We start from the raw sequence: 22,379 nt of genomic DNA, 5'->3' as shown, positions 1-22,379 counted from the left end.
TGTCCCCCTCCAGTGGCATGTCGGTAGCGGGGATGCCCTCATCCGTGGTGGCGGGCGCCGCGCTCGGGGCGGCAGCGAACCCCGTGGGAGCGGACCGCGTGGGCATGGCCCCCGTGGGAGCGGACTCCGTGGGAGCGGACTCCATGGGAGCGGACTCCGTGGGCGTGGACCCTGTGGGCGCGGACTCCGCGAGCGATGACTCCATGGGCGCGGACCCCGTGGACGCCGACCCCGTGGAGGCGGACCGCGTGGGTGCGGGTCCGGTGGGAGCGAACAGCATGGGGGCGGACCGCGTGAGGGCGGGCCGGGGGCCCGCCGAGACGGGGGTGCCGGGCCGGGGTGCCGGGCCCAGGGGGCGGGGGCCGCCCGTGCGGTCCCGTGTTCCGGTGCGGGGACGCAGGGCCCAGGCGCTGGCCGCGGAGGCGGCGAGCGGCGACAGAGCGAGGAGGACGAGGACGGCGGCCAGGGGCAACGGCCGGTCCGCAGCGAGGAGTTCCGTGCCGGCGTCGTCGAAGGGCAGGCTGGTCAGGTCGCCCCGGAGGTGGAGGAAGACGAAGAGGGCGACCACGCTGCCGAGGGTGCAGGACAGAGCCGTCGAGGCGGCCGCGGTGGCCGCCAGCCGGGCCGGGCCCAGACCCACCGAGGACAGGCCGGGGCGGGGCCGGGTGCTCGGGTCCGTACGGGCCACCGCCACCGCGAACTGCACGGTCGCGGCCAGCGGGGCGAGGCACCACAGGAGGCGCAGCAGGGAGGAGGCCGACTGGCCGGGGTGGGTGAGGGCGTAGCCGAGGGTGCACAGGAGGAGGAAGCCGACGCCCGCCGAGGCCGCGGCGACGAACAGGCGGCGCAGCAGGACCAGCGGGTGGGCGCCCCGGGTCAGGCGGAGAGCGAGCACGCGGGCCGCCCTTCCGGTCCGGCGGCGCCCGAGAGCGTCGCGGTGGCGGCGTGGCGGCCGTCCAGGAGCGGCACGGCGCGGTCCGCGAGGGCGGCGACCTCGGGGTCGTGTGTGGCCAGGACCACGGTGAGGGAGTGCGAGCGGGCCGCGGTCATGAGGGTGCGCAGCACCTGGGCGGCGTCCGCGCGGTGCAGGGGGGCGGTGGGTTCGTCGGCGAAGAGGACGGAGGGGGTGGTGGCCAGGGCGCGGGCGATGGCGACGCGCTGGCGCTCGGCCTGGAGGAGGGCGGTCGGGCGTCTGCGGGCGACGGCGCCGACGTCGAGGCGGTCCAGCCACTCCATGGCGGTGGCCTTGGCGGTGCGGTGGCTCTCGCCGCGCAGCAGGAGGGGGAGCGCCGTGTTCTCCCAGGCCGTCAGTTCGGGGACGAGGTCGGGGGAGGAGGAGATCCAGGCGAAGCGGTCCCGGCGCAGCCGTTCGCGGGCGAGGGTTCCCAGGGTGTGCACGGGAACGCTGTTGAACCAGACCTCGCCGTCGTCCGGGAGGAGGTGCCCGCAGAGGCAGTTGAGGAGCGTGGTCTTGCCGCTGCCGCGCGGGCCGGTGACGGCGAGGATCTCGCCCTCGCGGACGGCCAGCGACACGTCGACGAGGGCGGGGGACCCCTCGTGGGAGTGGTGCAGGGAGCGGGCCCAGAGGGCGTCGTTGTCCGGTGGGGCAGTGTCCGGCGGGACCACCATGGCGTACACCTCAAGTCAGGTCGGATCGATTTTTCCGTCCCCCTTCCGGGGGAACGAAGCGCGGAGCCGATCGGTCACTGCGCACCGTAGGGACTTGTGGTGCGGAGGTGGGGGTGGCACGGCAGACGTACGGCCCGGACGCCCCGCGTTCTCACTGGAACGGGTGCATCCGGGCCGTACGGACAGACGGATCCTCGGTGGGGCCGGGGACTACAGCTTGGTCCACGCCTCGGTGAGGACCGCGCGCAGGATGCCCTCGATCTCGTCGAAGGTCTCCTGGGTGGAGATCAGCGGCGGGGCGAGCTGGACGACCGGGTCGCCGCGGTCGTCGGCCCGGCAGTACAGGCCGTTCTCGTACAGCGCCTTGGAGAGGAAGCCGTACAGGACGCGCTCGGTCTCCTCGTCGGTGAAGGACTCCTTGGTGTCCTTGTCCTTCACCAGCTCGATGCCGTAGAAGAAGCCGTTGCCGCGGACGTCGCCGACGATCGGCAGGTCCAGGAGCTTGCGGAGCGTCTGGTGGAACGCGTCCTCGTTGTCCAGGACGTGCTGGTTGAGGCCCTCGCGCTCGAAGATGTCGAGGTTGGCGAGGCCGACCGCCGCGGAGACCGGGTGGCCGCCGAAGGTGTAGCCGTGCAGGAAGGTGTTGTCGCCCTGGTAGAACGGCTCGGCGATCTTGTCCGAGACGATGCAGGCGCCGATCGGGGAGTAGCCCGAGGTCATGCCCTTGGCGCAGGTGATCATGTCGGGGACGTAGTCGAACTTGTCGCAGGCGAACATCGTGCCCAGGCGGCCGAAGGCGCAGATGACCTCGTCCGAGACCAGCAGCACGTCGTACTTGTCGCAGATCTCGCGGACCCGCTGGAAGTAGCCGGGCGGCGGCGGGAAGCAGCCGCCGGCGTTCTGCACCGGCTCCAGGAAGACGGCGGCGACGGTCTCCGGGCCCTCGAAGAGGATCTCCTGCTCGATCTGGTCGGCGGCCCAGCGGCCGAAGGCCTCCGGGTCGTCGCCGTGGATCGGGGCGCGGTAGATGTTGGTGTTCGGCACCTTGTGCGCGCCGGGGACCAGCGGCTCGAAGGGGGCCTTCAGGGCCGGCAGGCCGGTGATCGACAGGGCGCCCTGCGGGGTGCCGTGGTAGGCGACCGCACGCGAGATGACCTTGTACTTGGTGTGGTGGCCGCGCAGCTTCCAGTACTGCTTGGCCAGCTTCCACGCGGTCTCGACGGCCTCGCCGCCGCCGGTGGTGAAGAAGACCTTGTTCAGGTCGCCCGGCGCGTAGTGCGCGAGGCGCTCGGCGAGCTCGACGGCCTTCGGGTGGGCGTAGGACCACACGGGGAAGAAGGCCAGCTCCTGGGCCTGCTTGTACGCGGTCTCCGCGAGCTCGTGGCGGCCGTGACCGGCGTTGACCACGAACAGGCCGGAGAGGCCGTCGATGTAGCGCTTGCCCTTGTCGTCGAAGATGTACGTTCCCTCGCCGCGCACGATGGTCGGCACGGGGGCGTTCTCGTAGGACGACATGCGGGTGAAGTGCATCCACAGGTGGTCGTACGCGGTCTTCGAGAGGTCCTTGCCGGCGGCAGGGTTGCTTGTGGCACTCACGGCTATCGGGTTCCCCACATGTAGGTCTGCTTCTTGAGCTTGAGGTAGACGAAGCTCTCGGTGGAGCGCACTCCGGGGAGGGTCCGGATGCGTTTGTTGATCATCTCCAGGAGGTGGTCGTCGTCCTCGCAGACGATCTCCGCGAGGAGGTCGAAGGAGCCCGCCGTCACGACGACGTACTCGACCTCCGGCATCCCGGTGAGGGCGTCCGCGACCGGATCGAGGTCGCCCTCCACGTTGATGCCGACCATCGCCTGCCGGCGGAAGCCCACGGTGAGCGGGTCCGTGACGGCGACGATCTGCATGACGCCCTGGTCGAGCAGCTTCTGCACGCGCTGGCGCACGGCGGCCTCGGAGAGGCCGACCGCCTTGCCTATGGCGGCGTACGGACGGCGGCCGTCCTCCTGGAGCTGCTCGATGATCGCCAACGAGACGGCATCGATCGCCGGGGAGCTTCCGCTGCCGGGCCTGGGTTCTGCGCTACGACTGACCACGGCATCCACTCTGCACGAGGTCTCGGCCGTCTCGCAAGAGCAAACCGATGAAATTCGTTGTCAGTGGGTCAAGATTTGACTGAATCCGAAGTTCTTGGTGGGTGGGTATGTCGAAAGCGACACCCCACTGGCTAGGGTGGGTGTCTCATCCACCGGACATCTGAGAGGGAGAGTGGCCGTGACCACCGAGCTGCGCCGTCTGCGCAACTACATCGCAGGAGAGTTCCGCGACGCCGCCGACGGGCGGACCACGGACGTGATCAATCCGGTGACGGGCGAGGCGTACGCGACCGCGCCGCTCTCCGGCCAGGCGGACGTCGACGCCGCGATGGCCGCCGCCGCCGAGGCGTTCCCCGCCTGGCGCGACCTGACGCCCGCCGACCGGCAGAAGGCCCTGCTGAAGATCGCGGACGCCTTCGAGGAGCGCGCGGAGGAGCTGATCGCCGCCGAGTCGGAGAACTGCGGCAAGCCCCTCGGGATCACCCGCACCGAGGAGATCCCGCCGATGGTCGACCAGATCCGCTTCTTCGCGGGCGCGGCACGGATGCTGGAGGGCCGCAGCGCGGGCGAGTACATGGAGGGTCTGACCTCCATCGTCCGCCGTGAGCCGGTCGGCGTCTGCGCGCAGGTCGCACCGTGGAACTACCCGATGATGATGGCGGTGTGGAAGTTCGCCCCGGCGCTCGCCGCGGGCAACACCGTCGTGCTGAAGCCGTCGGACACCACCCCCGCCTCGACCGTCCTGATCGCCGAGATCATCGGCGGCATCGTGCCCAAGGGCGTCTTCAACGTCGTCTGCGGCGACCGCGACACCGGCCGCGCGATGGTCGAGCACAAGACCCCGGCGATGGCCTCCATCACCGGTTCCGTACGCGCCGGCATGCAGGTCGCCGAGTCCGCGTCCAAGGACCTCAAGCGGGTCCACCTGGAGCTGGGCGGCAAGGCCCCCGTCGTGGTCTTCGAGGACACCGACATCGCCAAGGCCGTCGAGGACATCTCGACGGCGGGCTTCTTCAACGCCGGCCAGGACTGTACGGCCGCCACCCGCGTCCTCGTCCAGGAGTCCATCCACGACGAGTTCGTGACCGCCCTCGCCAAGGCCGCGGCCGACACCAAGACCGGTCTGCCGGACGACGAGGACGTGCTCTACGGGCCGCTCAACAATGCCAACCAGCTCCAGCAGGTCTCCGGCTTCATCGAGCGCCTCCCCGCGCACGCCAAGGTCGAGGCCGGCGGTCAGCGGGTCGGCGACAAGGGCTACTTCTACGCCCCGACCGTCGTCTCCGGCCTCAAGCAGGACGACGAGATCATCCAGAACGAGGTGTTCGGACCGGTCATCACCGTCCAGTCCTTCACCGACGAGGCCCAGGCGCTGGAGTGGGCGAACGGCGTCGAGTACGCCCTCGCGTCCTCCGTGTGGACCAAGGACCACGCGCGCGCCATGCGGATGTCCAAGAACCTCGACTTCGGCTGTGTGTGGATCAACACCCACATTCCGCTCGTCGCCGAGATGCCGCACGGCGGCTTCAAGAAGTCCGGCTACGGCAAGGACCTCTCCGGATACGGCTTCGAGGACTACACCCGCATCAAGCACGTCATGACGTCCATCGAGGGCTGAGACGGACCGCGCGGCCCGAGACGGGCTGACGGATTGCGGGGCGGGCGGTAGGCACAGTGTCTATTGCCCGCCCCTCGTCCGTCGGGAAAGGGTGGGCAGCATGGGTGATCTTGGTCGCGTTTCGCGTCGTCTCTCGCGCCGTACGGTGCTCCGCGGTATCGGGTACGGAATCGGCACGTCGGGGGCGCTCGCCGCGCTCACCGGGTGCGGGGTTCCGGCCGCGTACGTGAAGCCGGGCGACCGTGCCGGTACGGACGCCTCCGACCGGGACAGGAACCTCCAGTTCGCCAACTGGCCCCTCTACATCGACACCGATGAGGAGGAGAAGTCGAAGCGGCCGACGCTGGAGGAGTTCACCCGGCGGACCGGGATCTCGGTGCGGTACACCGAGGAGATCAACGACAACGACGAGTTCTTCGGCAAGGTCAGCCCGGCGCTGATGAACCACCAGGAGACCGGCCGCGACCTCATCGTCATCAGCGACTGGATGGCGGCCCGTTTCGTACGGCTGGGCTGGGTCCAGGAGATGGACCGCGCCAAGCAGCCCAACGTGGCCAAGTACCTGGACCCGCAACTGCGCGACCCCGCCTTCGACAAGGGCCGCCGGCACGCCGTGCCGTGGCAGTCGGGGATCACAGGGATCGCGTACAACCGCAAGAAGCTCGGCCGCGAGATCAAGCACACCTCGGACCTGTGGCGACCCGAACTCAAGGGCAGGGTCACGCTCTTCTCCGGGCTGGACGAGAGCTTCTCGCTGCTCATGCAGGGACTCGGCGCCGACGTCACCCAGTGGGTCGCGGACGACTTCCACCGGATGTGCGAGCAGGTCGAGAAACTGGTCAGGACCAAGCACATCCGCCGCTTCACCGGCAACGACTACGTCAAGGACCTGGCCGGCGGCGACGTGCTCGCCTGCCAGGCGTACTCGGGCGACGTGATTCAGCTCCAGGCCGACAACCCGGACATCGAGTTCGTGGTGCCGGAGGAGGGGGCGGAACTGTGGGCGGAGTCGCTGATGATCCCGAACCTGGCGAAGCACAAGCGGAACGCCGAGCGGCTGGTCGACTACTACTACGAGCCCGAGGTGGCCGCCGAGTTGGCCACCTGGGTGAACTACGTCTGCCCGGTGCCCGCCGCCCGCGACATCATCGCCTCCTCGAAGGACGAGGAGACGGCCGCCCTGGCCGAGGACCCGCTGATCTTCCCCGACGGGGAGGTCCGCAAACGGCTCACCATCGCCCGGGACATCACGGCGGAGGAGCGGCTGGAGTTCGCGAAGAGGTGGAACTCGATCGTGGGGCTGTAGGGGCTGTACGGCGCCGTCACCTGCTCGGCCTGCGCCGGGAGCCAAGGGCTGTGCCGGAAGGGGCGCGTAACGGCTCAGTCTGCCGTACGGGCTGTCCGCGGTGCGTGCGGGGGACCTGTGAAGCTCCGGTAAAGGGCCTCGTACGCTGCGGACATGAACGAGCCAGCCGTCCTTCTGCGGCGCATCCGGGTGTGGTTGATCTTCTTCATCGTGTGCCTCGTGCTGAGCGGGCTCACCGCCTTCCCGCTCGTCACCGAGCTCAACCGGCTCGCCGACGTGCTGAAGTCGTCACCGCTGTCCGACGCGATGCCCGGGTTCACGGAGTGGATCGAGCGGTGCCGGGAGGGGCTCGTCGCCACCGAGGCGAAGTACCCGTTCATCCTGTACGGGACGGACTGGCTGGCCTACGCCCACCTGGTGATCGCGGTGGCGTTCCACGGGCCCTACCGCGATCCGGTGCGGAACATCTGGGTGATCGAGTTCGGGATGATCGCCTGCGCCGGGATCATCCCGCTCGCCCTGGTCTGCGGACCGATCCGGGGAATCCCCTTCGGCTGGTCGCTGATCGACATGGCCTTCGGGGTGTTCGGGGTGATCCCGCTGGCGGTCGTGCGCCGGAAGATCAAGCAGTTGGAGGCGCTGACGGCACCGGTCACGGTCGCGGGGCGGGCGCTCGCCCCGCGCTGAGGCGGGAGCGGCGACCGAAGCCGGCGCGGAGGCCGCTGCCCCGCCGGGTGCTCAGCCGCGCTTGACCGCCACCGCGCCGAACTGGGCCACCGAGGGGTCCGTACCGCGCCACCGGGCACAGGACACGATGCCGGGGTCAAGGATCTCCAACCCGTCGAGGAACGCGGCGAATTCGGCTCCCGTGCGGGTGCGGATCGGCGGGGTGGCGTTCTCGTTCCAGAAGGCCATCGCGGCCTCGTTGCCCTCGCCGCCCAGCTCCAGGGTGGGGTGGGTAAGCGCGAGGTGGCTGCCCGGCGGGAGGGCGTCGAGCAGGGTGCGTACGATCGACCGCGCCTCGGCCGTGTCCGCCACGAAGTTGAGGATGCCCAGCATCATCACGGCGACCGGGCGGTCCAGGTCCAGGGTCTCGGCGGCCGCTTCGAGGAGCTTCTCCGGGTCGCGGACGTCCGCGTCGACGTAGGCGGTGGCGCCCTCGGGCGTGCTCGTCAGGAGGGCACGGGCGTGGGCGAGGACCACCGGGTCGTTGTCCGCGTACACGATGCGGGAGGCGGGGGCGACGCGCTGGGCGACCTCGTGGGTGTTGTCGGCGGTGGGCAGGCCCGTACCGATGTCGAGGAACTGGCGCAGGCCCGCGGTCCCGGCCAGGTGCTCGACCGCGCGGCCCAGGAAGCGGCGGTCGGCGCGGGCGACGTCGCGGATGGAGGGGTAGAGGAAGGTCACCTGGTCGCCCACGGTGGCGTCGACCGGGTAGTGGTCCTTGCCGCCCAGCCAGTAGTTCCAGACGCGGGCGCTGTGGGCGATGTCGGTGCGTATGTCGGCGGGCATGCGGCGCGTTCTCCTCCGGCGCGGGGGTGGTGGGACGCCATCATGCCGGACGCGTCAACCGAGGTGCCCGGTGCGGTACTTGGTGATGGTGCGGGAGAGGAGGTCGAGGCGGTTGGTGATGATCGCGTCGGCGCCCGCGGCCAGCACGCGGCGCATGCTGCCCGCCGTGTCCGGGGTCCAGGCGGAGACCAGCAGGCCGCCTTGGTGGGCCCGGTCCACCAGTGCCCGGTCGATCAGCGGGAAGCGGTAGTTCAGCCAGCGGGGGGTGAGCGCGGCGATCACCTCGGGGCGGGGCGGGGCGCTGCTCGCCCAGGACAGGGCGAGCTCCGCGTGCGGGTCGGCGGCGCGGACCCGGAGCATGGCCGCCGGACCGCCGCAGTAGTACGTGCGCTCGCCCGCGCCCGCCTCGTGGACGACGCCCACCACCTTCCGTACGGCATCGGTGTACGCACCCGGCAGGTCGAGCAGAAGGCGCCGGGCACCGACCGCGAGGATCGCCTCGCGCAGGGTCGGCACCCCGTGACCGGTCAGCTCGTCGAGCTCGGCCTTCGTCAGGTCGACGAGCCAGCGGTCGTGGCCCCAGAGCCGCTCCAGCTTCTCGTCGTGGAGGAGGACGGGGACGCCGTCACGGGTCAGGCGCACGTCCACCTCCACCGCGTCCGCGCCCAGCTCCAGGGCGGAACGGATCGAGGCGAGGGTGTTCTCGCGGAAGCGGTACGGGTCGCCGCGGTGGCCCACGGAGAGGACGGTGTCGCGGTCGGTGCTCATGGGGCCATTGTTGGGGAAGGGGCGGCCGCGCGCTCGCTCAGCGGGCGGCCGCCCGTTCGCGGTCAGCGGCGGGCGAGCCAGTCGCTGGTGTACGCGTCGATCTCGGCACTGAGCCTCGCCTTGCCGGACTCGTCCAGGAAGGACGCCCGCACCGCGTTCTTCGCCAGCTCCGCCACGCCCCGCTCGTCCAGGTCCAGCAGACGGGCGGCGACGACGTACTCGTTGTTCAGGTCCGAGCCGAACATCGGCGGGTCGTCGCTGTTGATCGTGACCAGGCAGCCCGCGGCGACCATCTCCTTGATCGGGTGCTCGTCGAGGGTGGCGACGGCGCGGGTCGCGATGTTGGACGTCGGGCAGACCTCCAGCGGGATCTGCCGCTCGGCCAGGTGCGCGAGCAGCTTCGGGTCCTGGGTGGCGCTGGTGCCGTGGCCGATGCGCTCGGCGCGCAGGTCGGTCAGGGCGTCCCAGATGGTCTCGGGGCCGGTGGTCTCGCCCGCGTGCGGGACGGAGTGCAGGCCGGCCTCGATCGCCCTGTCGAAGTACGGCTTGAACTGGGGGCGGGGCACGCCGATCTCCGGACCGCCGAGGCCGAAGGAGACCAGGCCCTCGGGGCGGTGCTCCAGGGCGAGCCGTACGGTCTCCTCCGCCGATTCCAGGCCCGCCTCGCCGGGGATGTCGAAGCACCAGCGCAGCACGACGCCGAGTTCGGACTCGGCGGCCTTGCGGGCGTCCTCGATGGCCTCCATGAAGGCCGCCTCGGGGATGCCGCGGCGGGTCGAGCTGAAGGGGGTCACCGTCAGTTCGGCGTACCGGATGTTCTGGCGGGCCATGTCGCGGGCCACCTCGTAGGTGAGGTGGCGCACGTCCTCGGGGGTGCGGATCACGTCGACGACGGCGAGGTAGACCTCGATGAAGTGCGCGAAGTCGGTGAAGGTGAAGAACTCGCGGAGCGCCTCGGGGTCGGCGGGGACCTTGGAGTCCGGGTGCCGGGCTGCCAGGTCGGCGACGATCCGGGGGGAGGCGGAACCGACGTGATGGACGTGCAGCTCTGCCTTGGGCAGGCCCGCGACGAAGGGGCGCAGGTCTGACATCGGTTCCTCCTGGTGCGATGCGGTGCGGTGCGGTGCGGTGCGGGTGCCCGGACCGGGCGCGTTCCGGCAGGTACGGGCGGGTGGCGGGCGGACACGGGGTGGTTCGGGATCATCGTAGGCGGGGCACTGGGCCATGTGAGGTACGCCGTAGCATGACCGGGAACCGCCGATGGGGGAGAGCCATGTCAGACAGCACGCCGCAGCCGAACGGGACGGGACCGTCGGGTGCGCCGGACCCGTGGGCGCCGCCGGAGGAATCCGCGAACCGGGTGCCGCTGGAGAAGCCGGGGGCGGGCGGTGCGTACGCGAACCCCGTGCACGATCAGCCGACCGTGACGTCGATGCCGGGGGCCGGGGCGGACGGGATGCCGGGGGCGCCGGGGGCGCCGACGGTCCCGGGCGTTCCCGGGGCTCCCAGCACTCCTGGTGCTCCCGGTGCTCCGGCGGCGTACGGGTATCCGCCGGCTCCGGGGGCGTCTCCGGGGGAGTACGGGTACCCGCCCGCCTATCCGTCGGGGAGCGCGCCCGGCGGGGCGGGGCCGGGGTACCCCGGTTATCCCGGATACCCGGGGTACCCCGGGCCCGGCGGGTGGACGGGTGCCGCCCAGCCTCAGAACGGGTTCGGGATCGCGGCGATGGTGCTCGGGATCCTGTCCCTCTGCCTCTTCTGCGTGCACCTCGGGGTGGTCCTGGGCCCGCTCGCGCTGATCTTCGGGATCCTGGGGCGCAAGAAGGCGGCGCGGGGCGAGGCGACGAACCCGGGGATGGCGCTGGCGGGGATCATCACGGGGTCGATAGGGATCGCCGTCGCGGCGGCGTTCCTCGGGTTCGTCGTCTGGAGCATCGTCGCGCAGCGGTAGTGGTGATGGGCCGGGGGCTCGCTGCGTTGAGCGGCCGGTACGGGGGCTTGGGCGGGGCGGTGTCGGGGTGGGCCGGGAGCGGGAGGGGCCGCCCCCTTGCCCGCCCGTTCCGCCCTCGGGGGCGGCCCCGCCGCCCAAGGGGGCTGGAGCGACGGGCGCGGGGACGGCTGCCCGGAGGGCATGCCGTCGGGGGCGCGGGGAACTGCGCGACCAGCCATGACGCGTCCGCACGGAACAACGGCTGAGCCGCCGCGCACCCGAGCACAATGGGACCCGCACCACCCCGCACGGGACCCGGCCCACCCCGTACGGAACTCGCACCGCCCCGCACGGGACCCGGCCCACCCCGCCCCGGACCTGCGCGCCCCACCCGGAACTCGCACCCCCCTATGGCGCCCGGCCCGAGGCCGTCCTCAGCCTGCCAGTGCGCTGCGCACGTCCATCAGGGCGAAGCCCAGGAGGTTCTGGCCGGGCCAGGCGGCCGGGGTGTCGGCGCGGGGGTCGTCCGCGGCCAGTCCGATGCCCCAGACGCGGTCGAGGGGGCTGGCCTCCACCAGTACCCGCGAGCCCGTGCCGAGCAAGTACGCGCCCAGTTCCGGATGCCGGGTGAACTTGTGGAGGTTGCCCGCGACGACGATGTCGTAGCGCGCGGCGGCCCAGGCCGGTTCGGAGAAGCCGCGGACCAGTCGGCCCGCGTTCTTCGCCTCGGCGGGAGAGGCCGCCGAGAGCACCGCCCGCTCCGCCTCCGCGTCGCCGAAGAGCTCCGCCTTGCGGGCCATCATCCAGTGCTCGGCCGTGGCGTAGAGCGTCCCGTCCACCGTGAACGGCGACGGCCACCACTGGCTGAATATGCTCGGCCCCAGCGTCCCGTCCGGTCGCGGGCGGTGACCCCAGAAGTGCAGGAACTTCACCCGCTCGCCCCCGCTGACCTGCGCCGCAAGCTCCTCGATCTTCCCCATGCATGCGAGTCTGGCATCCGCCACTGACACTCCGTACGGAATTTCCGCGCCAACTCGACACACGGTCGACCGAATCCGTCGCGTAACCAAAAGGCAACAACGGAATCACTTGTTGGTGGCGAACTGCTCTGTCAGGATCGGCAATCAAATCAAGCTGGAGCTACGCCGACCTCCGTATGACGGGGTGAACGGCGGAGGAGAGCGTCATGGGCAACCGCTTCCAGGTGCAGGACCGCTTCGCAGGCGGCGCACAGTACATCGGCGGGCAGTTGCGTCCCGGTACCTCGGGTCGTACTCACACGGTCGTGAACCCCGCCACGGGCGAGGGGGTCCTCACCTACGAACTGGCCGGAAGAGACGACGTGGACGCGGCGGTGGCAGCCGCCAAGGCGGCCTTCCCCGGCTGGTCGGGGGCCACCCCGGGCGAGCGTTCCGACGCCCTGCACAGGTTCGCCGCCGTGCTCGCCGAGCAGGCCGAGGACTTCGCGTACGCCGAGTCGCTCCAGTGCGGCAAGCCGATCAAGCTGTCGCGGGAGTTCGACGTACCGGGAACCGTCGACAACGTCGCGTTCTTCGCGGGCGCCGCCCGTCATCTGGAGGGCAGGTCCGCCGGTGAGTACGACGGCGACCACACCTCCTACGTCCGGCGCGAGGCGATCGGCGTCGTCGGGTCCATCGCGCCCTGGAACTACCCGCTCCAGATGGCCGCCTGGAAGATCCTCCCGGCCGTCGCCGCGGGCAACACCGTCGTGCTGAAGCCCGCCGAGCTGACCCCGTTCACCTCGATCATGTTCGCGCAGGCCGCCACGGAGGCCGGGCTGCCGGACGGTGTCATCAACATCGTCACCGGTGCGGGCAAGGACGCCGGCGAACACCTCGTCGGTCACCCCGATGTCGCCATGACCTCCTTCACCGGCTCCACTCCCGTCGGCAAGCGCGTCGCGGAGATCGCCACCTCGACGGTCAAGCGGCTGCACCTGGAGCTGGGCGGCAAGGCCCCGTTCCTCGTGTTCGACGACGCCGACCTCGAAGCGGCGGTCAACGGCGCGGTCGCCGGCGCGCTCATCAACACCGGGCAGGACTGCACCGCCGCCACCCGGGCGTACGTACAGCGTCCGCTGTACGACGCGTTCGTGGCCGGTGTCGCGGAGCTCATGGAGTCCGTACGGCTCGGGGACCCGTTCGAGGAGAGCACCGACCTCGGCCCGCTCATCAGCTTCGCCCAGCGGGACAGGGTCGCCGCCGTCGTCGACCGGGCACGTTCGTACGCCCGCGTCGTGACCGGCGGCGAGGCCCCGCGGGGCGGCCTCGAGGACGGCGCGTACTACCGCCCGACCCTGATCGCCGACGCCGCCCAGGACAGCGAGGTCGTCCAGGACGAGATCTTCGGACCGGTGCTCGTGGTGCTGCCGTTCGACAGCGACGACGAGGGCGTCGCGCTGGCGAACGACACCCCGTACGGGCTGGCCGCGTCGGCCTGGACCCGGGACGTCTTCCGGGCGAACCGCGCCACCCGCGAGATCAAGGCGGGCTGTGTGTGGGTCAACGACCACATTCCGATCCTCAGCGAGATGCCGCACGGCGGATACAAGGCCAGCGGCTTCGGCAAGGACATGTCGGCGTACTCCTTCGAGGAGTACACGCAGGTCAAGCACGTCATGTTCGACAACACCGCGGTCGCCCGCAAGGACTGGCACCGCACGATCTTCGGGGACCGATAAAGAGTCCGCTCGACCAGCGGCAACCCACCCGAAAGGGCAATTGCGCATGGAGCAGTTCCAGCACGGGTCACCCTCCGCGGCAAGCGGCACCGGCGGCAGCGGCCGCGGCAGTCACCGCGGCGACGCGGTGGAGAGGGCCATGCGGCGCAGCATCACGAGCGGCCGCGGCGCACTCACCCGCCGTTCGCTGCTGCGCGCCGCGGGCGGCGGCGCCCTCGCCCTCGGCGGCATCGGGGCGCTCGGCGCCTGCGGCATTCCGGCCGCGGGCGGCAAGGACAGGACGGCCGGGGTCTCGGACGACTTCTCGGCCGGGGAGAAGCGGGTCGTCTTCTCCAACTGGACCGAGTACATGGACGTCGGCGAGGACGACAAGGGATATCCGTCCCTCGCGGCCTTCACGCAGCGCACCGGGATATCCGTCAAGTACACGGCGGACATCAACGACAACAACGAGTTCTTCGGCAAGATCCAGCAGCAACTGCACAACGGCCAGGACATCGGCCGCGACCTCATCTGCGTCACCGACTGGCTCGCCGCCCGGCTGATCCGGCTGGGCTGGGTGCAGAAGCTCGACCCCACGCACCTGCCGCACGCCTACGCCAACCTCGCCGCCCAGTTCCGCAACCCCTCCTGGGACCCGGGCCGCGCCCACTCGTACCCCTGGACCGGCATCGCCACGGTCATCGCGTACAACGAGAAGGCCACCGACGGGCGCAAGGTCGAGTCGATCTCGCAACTGCTCGACGATCCCCGGCTCAAGGGGAAGGTCGGCTTCCTGTCCGAGATGCGCGACACCATGGGGATGACGCTGCTGGACATGGGCAAGGACCCCGCGAAGTTCACGGACGACGACTACGACGCGGCCGTCGCCCGGCTCCAGAAGGGCGTCGACAGCAAGCAGATCCGCCGCTTCACCGGCAACGACTACACCTCCGACCTGGAGAAGGGCGACCTGGCGGCCTGTGTCGCCTGGGCCGGTGACGTCGTACAGCTCCAGGCGGACAACCCGTCGGTGAAGTTCGCGATCCCGCGGGCCGGCTACATCTCCTCCTCGGACAACCTGCTGGTCCCGGCGAAGGCCCGGCACAAGACCAACGCCGAGAAGCTGATCGACTACTACTACGAGCCTGGCCCCGCGGCCCGGCTCGCCGCGTACATCAACTACGTCTGCCCCGTCGAGGGCGTCCGCGAGGAACTCGCCAAGCTGGACGAGGCGCTGGCGGACTCCACGCTGATCCTCCCCGACAAGGAGATGGCGGCCAAGGCGCACCCCTTCCGCACGCTCAGCGAGGCGGAGGAGAAGACGTACGAGGAGAAGTTCGCCAAGCTCATCGGCGCGTAACCGCGTCGAAGAGGCCCGCGCCACCCGGTGCCCGCACGTGTCACCACGTGCGGGCGGCCCCCCCACGCCCCCCTGCCGCACCCCGACTCCCCCCTGGGACCGCAACCGATGACTCAGAAGACCGAAGGCGGCGACGTCCGCCTCGCCGGGATCAGCAAGACCTACGGCTCCTTCACCGCCGTGCACCCGCTCGACCTGACCGTCCCGCAGGGCTCCTTCTTCGCCCTGCTCGGCGCGTCCGGCTGCGGCAAGACGACGACGCTGCGCATGATCGCCGGCCTGGAGGACCCCTCCACCGGCACCGTCCGCCTCGGCGACCGGGACGTCACGCACCTGCCGCCGTACAAGCGCCCGGTGAACACCGTCTTCCAGAGCTACGCGCTCTTCCCGCACCTCGACATCAGCGAGAACGTCGCCTTCGGGCTGCGCCGGCGCGGCATCAAGTCCGTGAAGAAGCAGGTCGACGAGATGCTGGAGCTGGTCCAGCTCGGCCAGTTCGCCAAGCGCAAGCCGCACCAGCTCTCCGGCGGCCAGCAGCAGCGCGTCGCCGTCGCCCGCGCCCTGATCAACCACCCGCAGGTGCTGCTCCTCGACGAGCCGCTGGGTGCCCTGGACCTCAAGCTGCGCCGTCAGATGCAGCTGGAGCTCAAGCGCATCCAGACCGAGGTCGGCATCACCTTCGTGCACGTCACCCACGACCAGGAGGAGGCCATGACGATGGCCGACCAGGTCGCGGTGATGAACGGCGGCCGGGTCGAGCAGCTCGGCGCCCCCGCCGACCTGTACGAGAACCCGCGGACCACCTTCGTCGCCAACTTCCTCGGCACCTCCAACCTCATCGCGGCCCAGGTCGCCGCCGCGAGCGCCGACGTCATCACCGTGACCTGCGGCGATGCCAAGATCAAGATCCCGGCCGCGCGATGTCGGGCCCAGACCTCCACCGGCGACAAGCTGCTGGTGGGCGTGCGCCCCGAGAAGGTGTCGATCACCCACGCCGACGCCGCGGCCTCGATCCCCGCCGGGCGCAACCGCATCACCGGACGGATCGCCGCCTCCAGCTTCATCGGCGTCTCCACCCAGTACATCGTGGACAGCCCCTCCTGCGCCGACTTCGACGTGTACGTCCAGAACGTCGAGCGCGACTCCCGCCTCGCCCCCGGCGCCGAGGTCGTCCTGCACTGGAACCCGGACCACACCTTCGGCCTCGACGGGGACCAGGCCATCGACGCGGGCGTGCAGTCGGTGGAGGACGCCTCGTGACCGTCACCGAAGCGCCCCCCGCCGCGACGGAGCCCCCCGTCCACAAGCCCTCGACGCGCAAGCGCCTCGTCCCGTACTGGCTGCTGCTCCCCGGCATCCTGTGGCTGCTGGTCTTCTTCGCGCTGCCGCTGGTCTACCAGGGCTCCACCTCCGTCCAGGAGGGCTCGCTGGAGGCCGGGTTCAAGGTCACCTGGCACTTCCGGACGTATCTGGACGCGGCTGCCGAGTACTGGCCGCAGTTCGTCCGCTCGCTGCTCTACGCGGGCACCGCGACCGTCCTGTGCCTGCTGCTCGGGTACCCGCTCGCGTACCTCATCGCCTTCAAGGCGGGGCGCTGGCGCAACCTGGTCCTGGTGCTGGTCATCGCGCCGTTCTTCACCAGCTTCCTGATCCGCACGCTGGCCTGGAAGACGATCCTCGCCGACGGCGGTCCGGTCGTCGACGTGCTCAACACCCTGCACGTCCTGGACGTGACGAGCTGGCTGGGCTGGACCGAGGGAGGGCGCCTGCTGGCCACGCCGCTGGCGGTCGTCTGCGGTCTGACGTACAACTTCCTGCCCTTCATGATCCTGCCGCTCTACACCTCGCTGGAGCGCATCGACGGCAGGCTGCACGAGGCGGCGGGCGACCTGTACGCGACCCCGGCGACGACCTTCCGGAAGGTGACCTTCCCGCTGTCCATGCCGGGTGTCGTCTCCGGGACGCTGCTCACCTTCATCCCGGCGGCCGGCGACTACGTCAACGCCGAGCTGCTCGGCTCGACCGACACCAAGATGGTCGGCTCGGTCATCCAGTCGCAGTTCCTGCGGGTCCTGGACTATCCGACGGCCGCCGCGCTGTCCTTCATCCTCATGGCGATCGTGCTGGTCATGGTCACCGTCTACATGCGCAAGTCCGGGACGGAGGACCTCGTCTGATGCAGGCTCTCAAGTGGCTCCGCCGCAACCTCGTGGTCATCGCGGGTCTGCTGACCCTCGCGTACATGATCCTGCCGAACGTCGTCGTGATGGTGTTCTCGTTCAACAAGCCGAACGGGCGCTTCAACTACGCCTGGCAGCAGTTCTCCACGGACGCCTGGCAGGACCCGTGCGGCGTCGCCGACCTGTGCGGATCGCTCGCGCTGTCGCTCCAGCTCGGCTTCTGGGCGATGCTCGGCGCGACCGTCCTCGGCACGATGATCGCCTTCGCGCTGGTCCGCTACCGCTTCCGGGCGCGCGGCGCGATCAACTCGCTGATCTTCCTGCCGATGGCGATGCCCGAGGTCGTCATGGCCGCCTCGCTGCTGACCCTCTTCCTCAACATGGGCGCGCCGCTGGGCTTCTGGACCGTGCTCATCGCGCACGTCATGTTCTGCCTCAGCTTCGTCGTGACCGCCGTCAAGGCCCGTGTCATGTCGATGGACCCGAGGCTGGAGGAAGCCGCCCGCGACCTGTACGCGGGCCCCGTCCAGACCTTCCTGCGGGTCACCCTGCCGATCGCCGCCCCCGGCATCGCGGCGGGCGCGCTGCTGGCCTTCTCGCTGTCGTTCGACGACTTCATCATCACGAACTTCAACGCGGGCTCGACGGTCACCTTCCCGATGTTCGTCTGGGGCTCCGCGCAGCGCGGCACACCCGTACAAATTAACGTCATTGGTACAGCCATGTTCGTCATCGCTGTGCTGGTGGTCCTCGGCGGCCAGTTCCTCGCGAGCCGCCGGAAGAACAGCGCATCACCCAAGTAGTTCCTCTTCAGGAGCTTGAAGGAGTTGGAAACCATGGCCCCGGTCGCCATGCGTAGTGCCGCACGATCCCTTTCCGGCGCGAAGCCGCTGTCGTTCTGGCTGGACGACCCGGCCAGGCCCGCCCCCGAACCGTCCCTCACCGGGGACGAGCGCTGCGACCTGCTGGTCGTCGGCGGCGGCTACAGCGGACTGTGGACCGCGCTGATCGCCAAGGAGCGCGACCCGCAGCGCGACGTCGTCCTCATCGAGGCGAACGAGGTGGGCTGGGCCGCCTCCGGGCGCAACGGCGGATTCTGCGCCGCCTCCCTCACCCACGGTCTCGGCAACGGCATCGCCCGCTGGCCCGAGGAGATCAAGAAGCTCGAAGAGCTCGGTGAGAAGAACCTCGACGCCATCGAGGAGGCCGTGCGGAAGTACGGCATCGACTGCGCCTTCGAGCGCACCGGCGAGATCGACGTCGCCACCGAGCCGCACCAGCTCCAGGAGCTCCACGAGATGTACGAGGAGGCCGACGGGCTCGGTCTCGCCGAGCACATGGAACTCCTCGACGCCGACGCGATGCGCGCCGAAGTCGACTCGCCGACCTTCCTCGGCGGCCTGTGGGACAAGCGCGGCGTGGCCATGCTCAACCCGGCGAAGCTGGCGTGGGGCCTCAAGCGGGCGTGCCTGGACCTGGGCGTCCGCGTCTACGAGAACACCAAGGCCACCCAGCTCGCCTCGGACGGCAACGGCACCGCCGTGCGCACCCCGTACGGCCGGATCTTCGCCCGCCGGGTGGCGCTGGGCACCAACGTCTTCCCCTCGCTGGTGAAGCGGCTGCGCCACTTCACGGTCCCGGTCTACGACTACGCCCTGATGACCGAGCCGCTCACCGAGGAGCAGCTCGCCGCTGTCGGCTGGCGGAACCGGGCGGGTCTCGGCGACAGCGCCAACCAGTTCCACTACTTCCGCATTTCCGAGGACAACCGCATCCTGTGGGGCGGCTACGACGCCGTCTACCACTTCGGCGGCAGGCTCAGCGGCGAACTGGACTCCCGCCCGGAGACCTTCCTCAAGCTCGCCGAGCACTTCTTCACCTGCTTCCCGCAGTTGGAGGGCCTGCGCTTCACGCACGCCTGGGGCGGCGCGATCGACACCTGCACCCGCTTCTCGGCGTTCTTCGGCACGGCGCACGCGGGCAAGGTCGCTTACGCGGCCGGGTACACCGGCCTCGGCGTCGGCGCGACCCGCTTCGGCGCGGAGGTCATGCTCGACCTGCTCGACGGGAGGAAGACCGAGCGCACCGAACTGGAGATGGTCCGCAGCAAGCCGTTGCCGTTCCCGCCGGAGCCGATCGCCTGGGCCGGCATCGAGATCACCAAGCGTTCGATGGCGCGCTCCGACGACAACGGCGGCAGGCGCAACCTGTGGCTGAAGGCCATGGACAAGGTGGGCCTGGGCTTCGACAGCTGAGCCGTGCGCCCGCGGGGTGTGCGCCCCCGGCCGGCCCGGGGGCGCACATCTGTTCCCAGCGGTGAGCCGGCTCACTGCCGACAACCGGTGAAACCCGCGTAATGATCCGGCTCCCGCCCCTTCTCTCCTGTGTACGCACCGATCCGTGCACAGTGAAGCGAGAAGGAGGCCCACCCGCGATGGTTGGCTCGGAAGCGAAGACCGCGGTGGACTGGCTGGTCTCGGTGGCCCCGGACCCCGACGCCTGCCGGTGGGAGTGGGAGCGCAACCCCCACGGGGTCGCCCTGCTGCCGGCCGGAAGGCGCTGGGACGTCCTGATCCTCCCCGGCGAACTCGGCCACCCCACCCTGGACGTCCTGACCCGGTTGGTCGACCGCCCGGGTCCGGTGCTCGCCGACTTCGGGGACGCCCGCACCGGCTTCTTCGTCCCCGCGGGCACGGCCGCCCGCTGGCTGGGCACCGGAGTACGGGGCGCGGGCCGCGGCACCTGGATCGTCGTCCCGTACCCCGGCCGGGTCACCGCCGCCGGGGTGCGCTGGCTGGTCGTCCCGGACGGCCGGGGCACCCTGACGGACCCGGCGGTCCTGGAACTGGCCATGCACGAGGCGGCCGGCCGCATGGTGCGGGCCCCGCGCCCCCCGGCGGACCTCAGCCCCGAGAGCCCGGGGGACGGCGACTGAGCCACGCGAGCGGCCCGAGCAGCAGCACGGCCAGACAGCCGCTGCCCACCACGTCCAGCGGCCAGTGGTGGCCGCGCAGCACCAGCCCGATGCCGGTCGCCGCCGTCAGCCCCACCGCGACGGGCACCGGCCATCGGGCGTGCCCGCACGCCCGCAGCAGCAGCGCCGCCCCGCCGTACGCGACGGCCGCGGTCGCCGCGTGCCCCGAGGGGAAGTACCCGGACAGCGCCGCGTCCAGGGGCGCGGGCCGGTCGATCCACGCCTTCAGCGGTACGACGACGAGCGGCACCGCCGCCATCGCCGGGAGCGCCGCCGCCGGCGCGGCACGCAGCCGCCGCCACAGCGCGTACGCCACGGCCGCCGCCAGCACCGGGAGCGCGACCTGGACGTTGCCCAGGTCCGCGAGGAACTCGGTGAGCCACCGGGGCCCGGCCCCGGCCACCGCGCGGTCGACGCGCACGTCCGCGCGCCACAGCGGGCCACGGACCACGACCTGCCAGGTGACCAGCGCGAACAGCAGCGCGGCGGAAGCGAGCGTGCGCACGAACGCCGACTGCCCCGGAGCAGGGGGGGAAGCTCCGGGGCAGTCGACCGGACCGGAGGGGCGGCCGCCCCGGGGGGTGTGGGGCGTACCGTCGTCCGATCGGTGAGGAGATCCGGAGCCAGAGGCTCCGGGGGTGTGCGCGAAGGCACGACCAGGGAGGTGCTGGGGAAGCCCTGCCCCGGACTCGCCCGCAGTCCCCTGCGGGCGGGGTGTTTCTCTCATCTGCCAGGAACCGTACGACAGGAGAGGGGGGACCGACAGCGGGAACCCGATCCCGCCATCGGCCCCCCACACGTTCTTCACAGAGGCAGTGTGCCGCAGGGGCGGATCAGATGCCCGCGAAGGCGTTCTCGATGATGTCCAGGCCCTCGTTCAGCAGGTCCTCGCCGATCACCAGCGGCGGCAGGAAGCGCAGCACGTTGCCGTAGGTGCCGCAGGTCAGGACCAGCAGGCCCTCCTGGTGGCAGGCCTTGGCGAGGGCGGCGGCAGCGGCGGCGTCCGGGGTCTTCGCGCCGTCCCGGGTGCCGGACTCGACCAGCTCGACGGCGATCATCGCGCCGCGGCCGCGGATGTCGCCGATGACGTCGTGCTTCTCGGCCATCGCGGCGAGGCGGCCCTTCATGACCTCCTCGATGCGCTTGGCCTTTCCGTTGAGGTCCAGCTCCTTCATCGTCTCGATGGCGCCCAGCGCGGCGGCGCAGGCGACCGGGTTGCCGCCGTAGGTGCCGCCGAGGCCGCCCGCGTGCGGGGCGTCCATGATCTCGGCGCGGCCCGTCACGGCGGCCAGCGGCAGGCCGCCCGCGATGCCCTTGGCGGTGGTGATGAGGTCCGGGACGACGCCCTCGTCCTCACAGGCGAACCACTGGCCGGTGCGGCAGAAGCCGGACTGGATCTCGTCGGCGACGAAGACGATGCCGTTGTCCGTGGCGAACTGCGAGATCGCCGGGAGGAAGCCCTTGGCCGGCTCGATGAAGCCGCCCTCGCCGAGGACCGGCTCGATGATGATCGCGGCGACGTTCTCCGCGCCGATCTGCTTGTTGATCATGTCGATGGCCTGGGCGGAGGCCTCGGCGCCGGCGTTCTCGGCGCCCGTCGGCCAGCGGTAGCCGTAGGCGACCGGGACGCGGTAGATCTCCGGGGCGAACGGACCGAAGCCGTGCTTGTACGGCATGTTCTTGGCGGTCAGCGCCATCGTCAGGTTGGTGCGGCCGTGGTAGCCGTGGTCGAAGACGACGACGGCCTGGCGCCTGGTGTACGCGCGGGCGATCTTCACCGCGTTCTCGACGGCCTCGGCGCCCGAGTTGAACAGCGCGGACTTCTTCGCGTGGTCGCCCGGCGTCAGCTCGGCGAGCTGCTCGCAGACCTCGACGTAGCCCTCGTACGGCGTGACCATGAAACAGGTGTGGGTGAAGTCCTGGAGCTGCGCGGACGCGCGGCGCACCACGGCCTCGGCGGACGCGCCGACCGAGGTCACGGCGATGCCGGAGCCGAAGTCGATCAGACGGTTGCCGTCGACGTCCTCGACGATGCCGCCGCCGGCCCGGGTCGTGAAGACGGGAAGCACGGAGCCCACCCCACCGGCGACCGTGGCCGTGCGGCGGGCCTGGAGCTCCTGCGACTTCGGGCCGGGAATCGCGGTGACGAGGCGGCGCTCCTGCGGGACTGCGCTCATGAGGGGCTCCTGGTGGGGGTGGGGTGAATCGGACGCTTTCGGTTACTCCGCAGGCTAGGGGCGGTGCGGGGCGGAGGGCATGTTCCGTCTCGGAGAAGTACGGGGGGTGTGTTGTCCGGTACGGACATAGCGGGACCGGGGGTGCGGGAGCC

Annotated in this window: 21 protein-coding genes and 1 pseudogene; 12 read left to right on the top strand and 10 right to left on the bottom strand. The window is 70.8% G+C overall.

The window, feature by feature from the left end:
• Positions 1 to 331 precede the first annotated feature (331 nt).
• The 4 genes and pseudogenes from ACZ56L_RS28045 to ACZ56L_RS28030 all read right to left on the bottom strand — a co-directional run.
• Positions 332 to 895 (bottom strand): annotated as a pseudogene (locus tag ACZ56L_RS28045) (hypothetical protein); the annotation flags it as partial.
• Positions 877 to 1,629 carry an ABC transporter ATP-binding protein gene (locus tag ACZ56L_RS28040; protein WP_471067115.1) on the bottom strand — a complete coding sequence of 251 codons (753 nt, stop codon included), beginning with the start codon at positions 1,627 to 1,629 and terminating at the stop codon, positions 877 to 879. The pseudogene ACZ56L_RS28045 and the gene ACZ56L_RS28040, both read right to left, overlap by 19 nt.
• Before the next feature lie 210 nt (positions 1,630 to 1,839).
• Positions 1,840 to 3,243 carry an aspartate aminotransferase family protein gene (locus ACZ56L_RS28035; protein WP_345220094.1) on the bottom strand — a complete coding sequence of 468 codons (1,404 nt, stop codon included), beginning with the start codon at positions 3,241 to 3,243 and terminating at the stop codon, positions 1,840 to 1,842.
• The gene (locus ACZ56L_RS28030; protein ID WP_345220095.1) at positions 3,228 to 3,719 is read right to left on the bottom strand and encodes an Lrp/AsnC family transcriptional regulator; all 492 of its coding nucleotides are present in this window, start codon (positions 3,717 to 3,719) and stop codon (positions 3,228 to 3,230) included. The genes ACZ56L_RS28035 and ACZ56L_RS28030 overlap by 16 nt, the downstream gene beginning before the upstream one ends.
• On the opposite strand from ACZ56L_RS28030, the gene ACZ56L_RS28025 reads away from it, so the two are divergent.
• The 4 genes from ACZ56L_RS28025 (at position 3,643) to ACZ56L_RS28010 (ending at position 7,330) form a co-directional block, all read left to right on the top strand.
• Positions 3,643 to 3,798 (top strand): hypothetical protein, encoded by a 156-nt coding sequence (locus tag ACZ56L_RS28025; protein ID WP_345220156.1) that lies wholly within the window; start codon positions 3,643 to 3,645, stop codon positions 3,796 to 3,798. The genes ACZ56L_RS28030 and ACZ56L_RS28025 overlap by 77 nt on opposite strands.
• Positions 3,799 to 3,897: 99 nt before the next feature.
• Complete coding sequence (locus tag ACZ56L_RS28020; protein ID WP_345220096.1) at positions 3,898 to 5,337, top strand: gamma-aminobutyraldehyde dehydrogenase; 1,440 nt, start codon at positions 3,898 to 3,900, stop codon at positions 5,335 to 5,337.
• A 100-nt stretch (positions 5,338 to 5,437) separates the two neighbouring features.
• Positions 5,438 to 6,643, top strand: coding sequence for a polyamine ABC transporter substrate-binding protein (locus ACZ56L_RS28015; RefSeq protein ID WP_471067112.1), 1,206 nt, complete (start codon positions 5,438 to 5,440; stop codon positions 6,641 to 6,643).
• Between the two features lie 153 nt (positions 6,644 to 6,796).
• Positions 6,797 to 7,330 carry a hypothetical protein gene (locus tag ACZ56L_RS28010; RefSeq protein ID WP_471067110.1) on the top strand — a complete coding sequence of 178 codons (534 nt, stop codon included), beginning with the start codon at positions 6,797 to 6,799 and terminating at the stop codon, positions 7,328 to 7,330.
• A 51-nt stretch (positions 7,331 to 7,381) separates the two neighbouring features.
• Here the strand turns inward: ACZ56L_RS28010 and ACZ56L_RS28005 are convergent, their stop codons facing one another.
• The 3 genes from ACZ56L_RS28005 to ACZ56L_RS27995 all read right to left on the bottom strand — a co-directional run bounded on the left by ACZ56L_RS28005 (position 7,382) and on the right by ACZ56L_RS27995 (position 10,014).
• Positions 7,382 to 8,155, bottom strand: a complete 774-nt coding sequence (locus ACZ56L_RS28005) for an SAM-dependent methyltransferase (protein ID WP_468691325.1) — start codon at positions 8,153 to 8,155, stop codon at positions 7,382 to 7,384.
• 54 nt (positions 8,156 to 8,209) lie between these two features.
• Complete coding sequence (locus tag ACZ56L_RS28000; RefSeq protein WP_345220100.1) at positions 8,210 to 8,923, bottom strand: glycerophosphodiester phosphodiesterase; 714 nt, start codon at positions 8,921 to 8,923, stop codon at positions 8,210 to 8,212.
• 62 nt (positions 8,924 to 8,985) lie between these two features.
• The gene (locus ACZ56L_RS27995; protein WP_471067108.1) at positions 8,986 to 10,014 is read right to left on the bottom strand and encodes an adenosine deaminase; all 1,029 of its coding nucleotides are present in this window, start codon (positions 10,012 to 10,014) and stop codon (positions 8,986 to 8,988) included.
• A gap of 182 nt (positions 10,015 to 10,196) precedes the next feature.
• On the opposite strand from ACZ56L_RS27995, the gene ACZ56L_RS27990 reads away from it, so the two are divergent.
• Entirely contained in the window at positions 10,197 to 10,874 is a 678-nt protein-coding gene (locus ACZ56L_RS27990) for a DUF4190 domain-containing protein (RefSeq protein WP_471067106.1), read from the top strand.
• Between the two features lie 413 nt (positions 10,875 to 11,287).
• On the opposite strand, the gene ACZ56L_RS27985 is transcribed toward ACZ56L_RS27990, so the two are convergent.
• Entirely contained in the window at positions 11,288 to 11,833 is a 546-nt protein-coding gene (locus ACZ56L_RS27985; protein WP_471067104.1) for an NADAR family protein, read from the bottom strand.
• 206 nt (positions 11,834 to 12,039) lie between these two features.
• On the opposite strand from ACZ56L_RS27985, the gene ACZ56L_RS27980 reads away from it, so the two are divergent.
• From ACZ56L_RS27980 to ACZ56L_RS27950, 7 genes are all read left to right on the top strand, one after another.
• Positions 12,040 to 13,554, top strand: coding sequence for a gamma-aminobutyraldehyde dehydrogenase (locus tag ACZ56L_RS27980; RefSeq protein ID WP_468691333.1), 1,515 nt, complete (start codon positions 12,040 to 12,042; stop codon positions 13,552 to 13,554).
• 139 nt (positions 13,555 to 13,693) lie between these two features.
• Positions 13,694 to 14,896 carry an ABC transporter substrate-binding protein gene (locus ACZ56L_RS27975; protein ID WP_345220104.1) on the top strand — a complete coding sequence of 401 codons (1,203 nt, stop codon included), beginning with the start codon at positions 13,694 to 13,696 and terminating at the stop codon, positions 14,894 to 14,896.
• Between the two features lie 108 nt (positions 14,897 to 15,004).
• Entirely contained in the window at positions 15,005 to 16,156 is a 1,152-nt protein-coding gene (locus ACZ56L_RS27970; protein ID WP_345220105.1) for an ABC transporter ATP-binding protein, read from the top strand.
• A complete protein-coding gene (locus ACZ56L_RS27965; RefSeq protein WP_345220106.1) occupies positions 16,153 to 17,073 on the top strand; it encodes an ABC transporter permease in 921 nt (306 codons plus the stop codon). Before ACZ56L_RS27970 ends, ACZ56L_RS27965 begins: the two co-directional genes overlap by 4 nt.
• Complete coding sequence (locus ACZ56L_RS27960; RefSeq protein WP_345220107.1) at positions 17,073 to 17,879, top strand: ABC transporter permease; 807 nt, start codon at positions 17,073 to 17,075, stop codon at positions 17,877 to 17,879. Before ACZ56L_RS27965 ends, ACZ56L_RS27960 begins: the two co-directional genes overlap by 1 nt.
• A 33-nt stretch (positions 17,880 to 17,912) precedes the next feature.
• Complete coding sequence (locus ACZ56L_RS27955; protein WP_471067100.1) at positions 17,913 to 19,331, top strand: NAD(P)/FAD-dependent oxidoreductase; 1,419 nt, start codon at positions 17,913 to 17,915, stop codon at positions 19,329 to 19,331.
• A gap of 179 nt (positions 19,332 to 19,510) precedes the next feature.
• The gene (locus ACZ56L_RS27950; protein ID WP_471067098.1) at positions 19,511 to 20,011 is read left to right on the top strand and encodes a hypothetical protein; all 501 of its coding nucleotides are present in this window, start codon (positions 19,511 to 19,513) and stop codon (positions 20,009 to 20,011) included.
• Here ACZ56L_RS27950 and ACZ56L_RS27945 read toward each other — a convergent pair.
• Both ACZ56L_RS27945 and gabT read right to left on the bottom strand, forming a co-directional pair.
• Positions 19,980 to 20,555 (bottom strand): phosphatase PAP2 family protein, encoded by a 576-nt coding sequence (locus ACZ56L_RS27945; RefSeq protein ID WP_471067096.1) that lies wholly within the window; start codon positions 20,553 to 20,555, stop codon positions 19,980 to 19,982. The two genes, ACZ56L_RS27950 and ACZ56L_RS27945, sit on opposite strands and share 32 nt — an antisense overlap.
• Before the next feature lie 328 nt (positions 20,556 to 20,883).
• On the bottom strand, positions 20,884 to 22,227 hold the full coding sequence (gene gabT / locus ACZ56L_RS27940) for a 4-aminobutyrate--2-oxoglutarate transaminase (RefSeq protein WP_345220111.1): 1,344 nt from the start codon (positions 22,225 to 22,227) through the stop codon (positions 20,884 to 20,886).
• Between the last annotated feature and the right edge of the window lie 152 nt (positions 22,228 to 22,379).

Source organism: Streptomyces sp. NPDC039736 (assembly GCF_055596485.1).
Note: the sequence above shows the minus strand (reverse complement) of the source record. Positions and strands in the feature narration are given on the sequence as shown.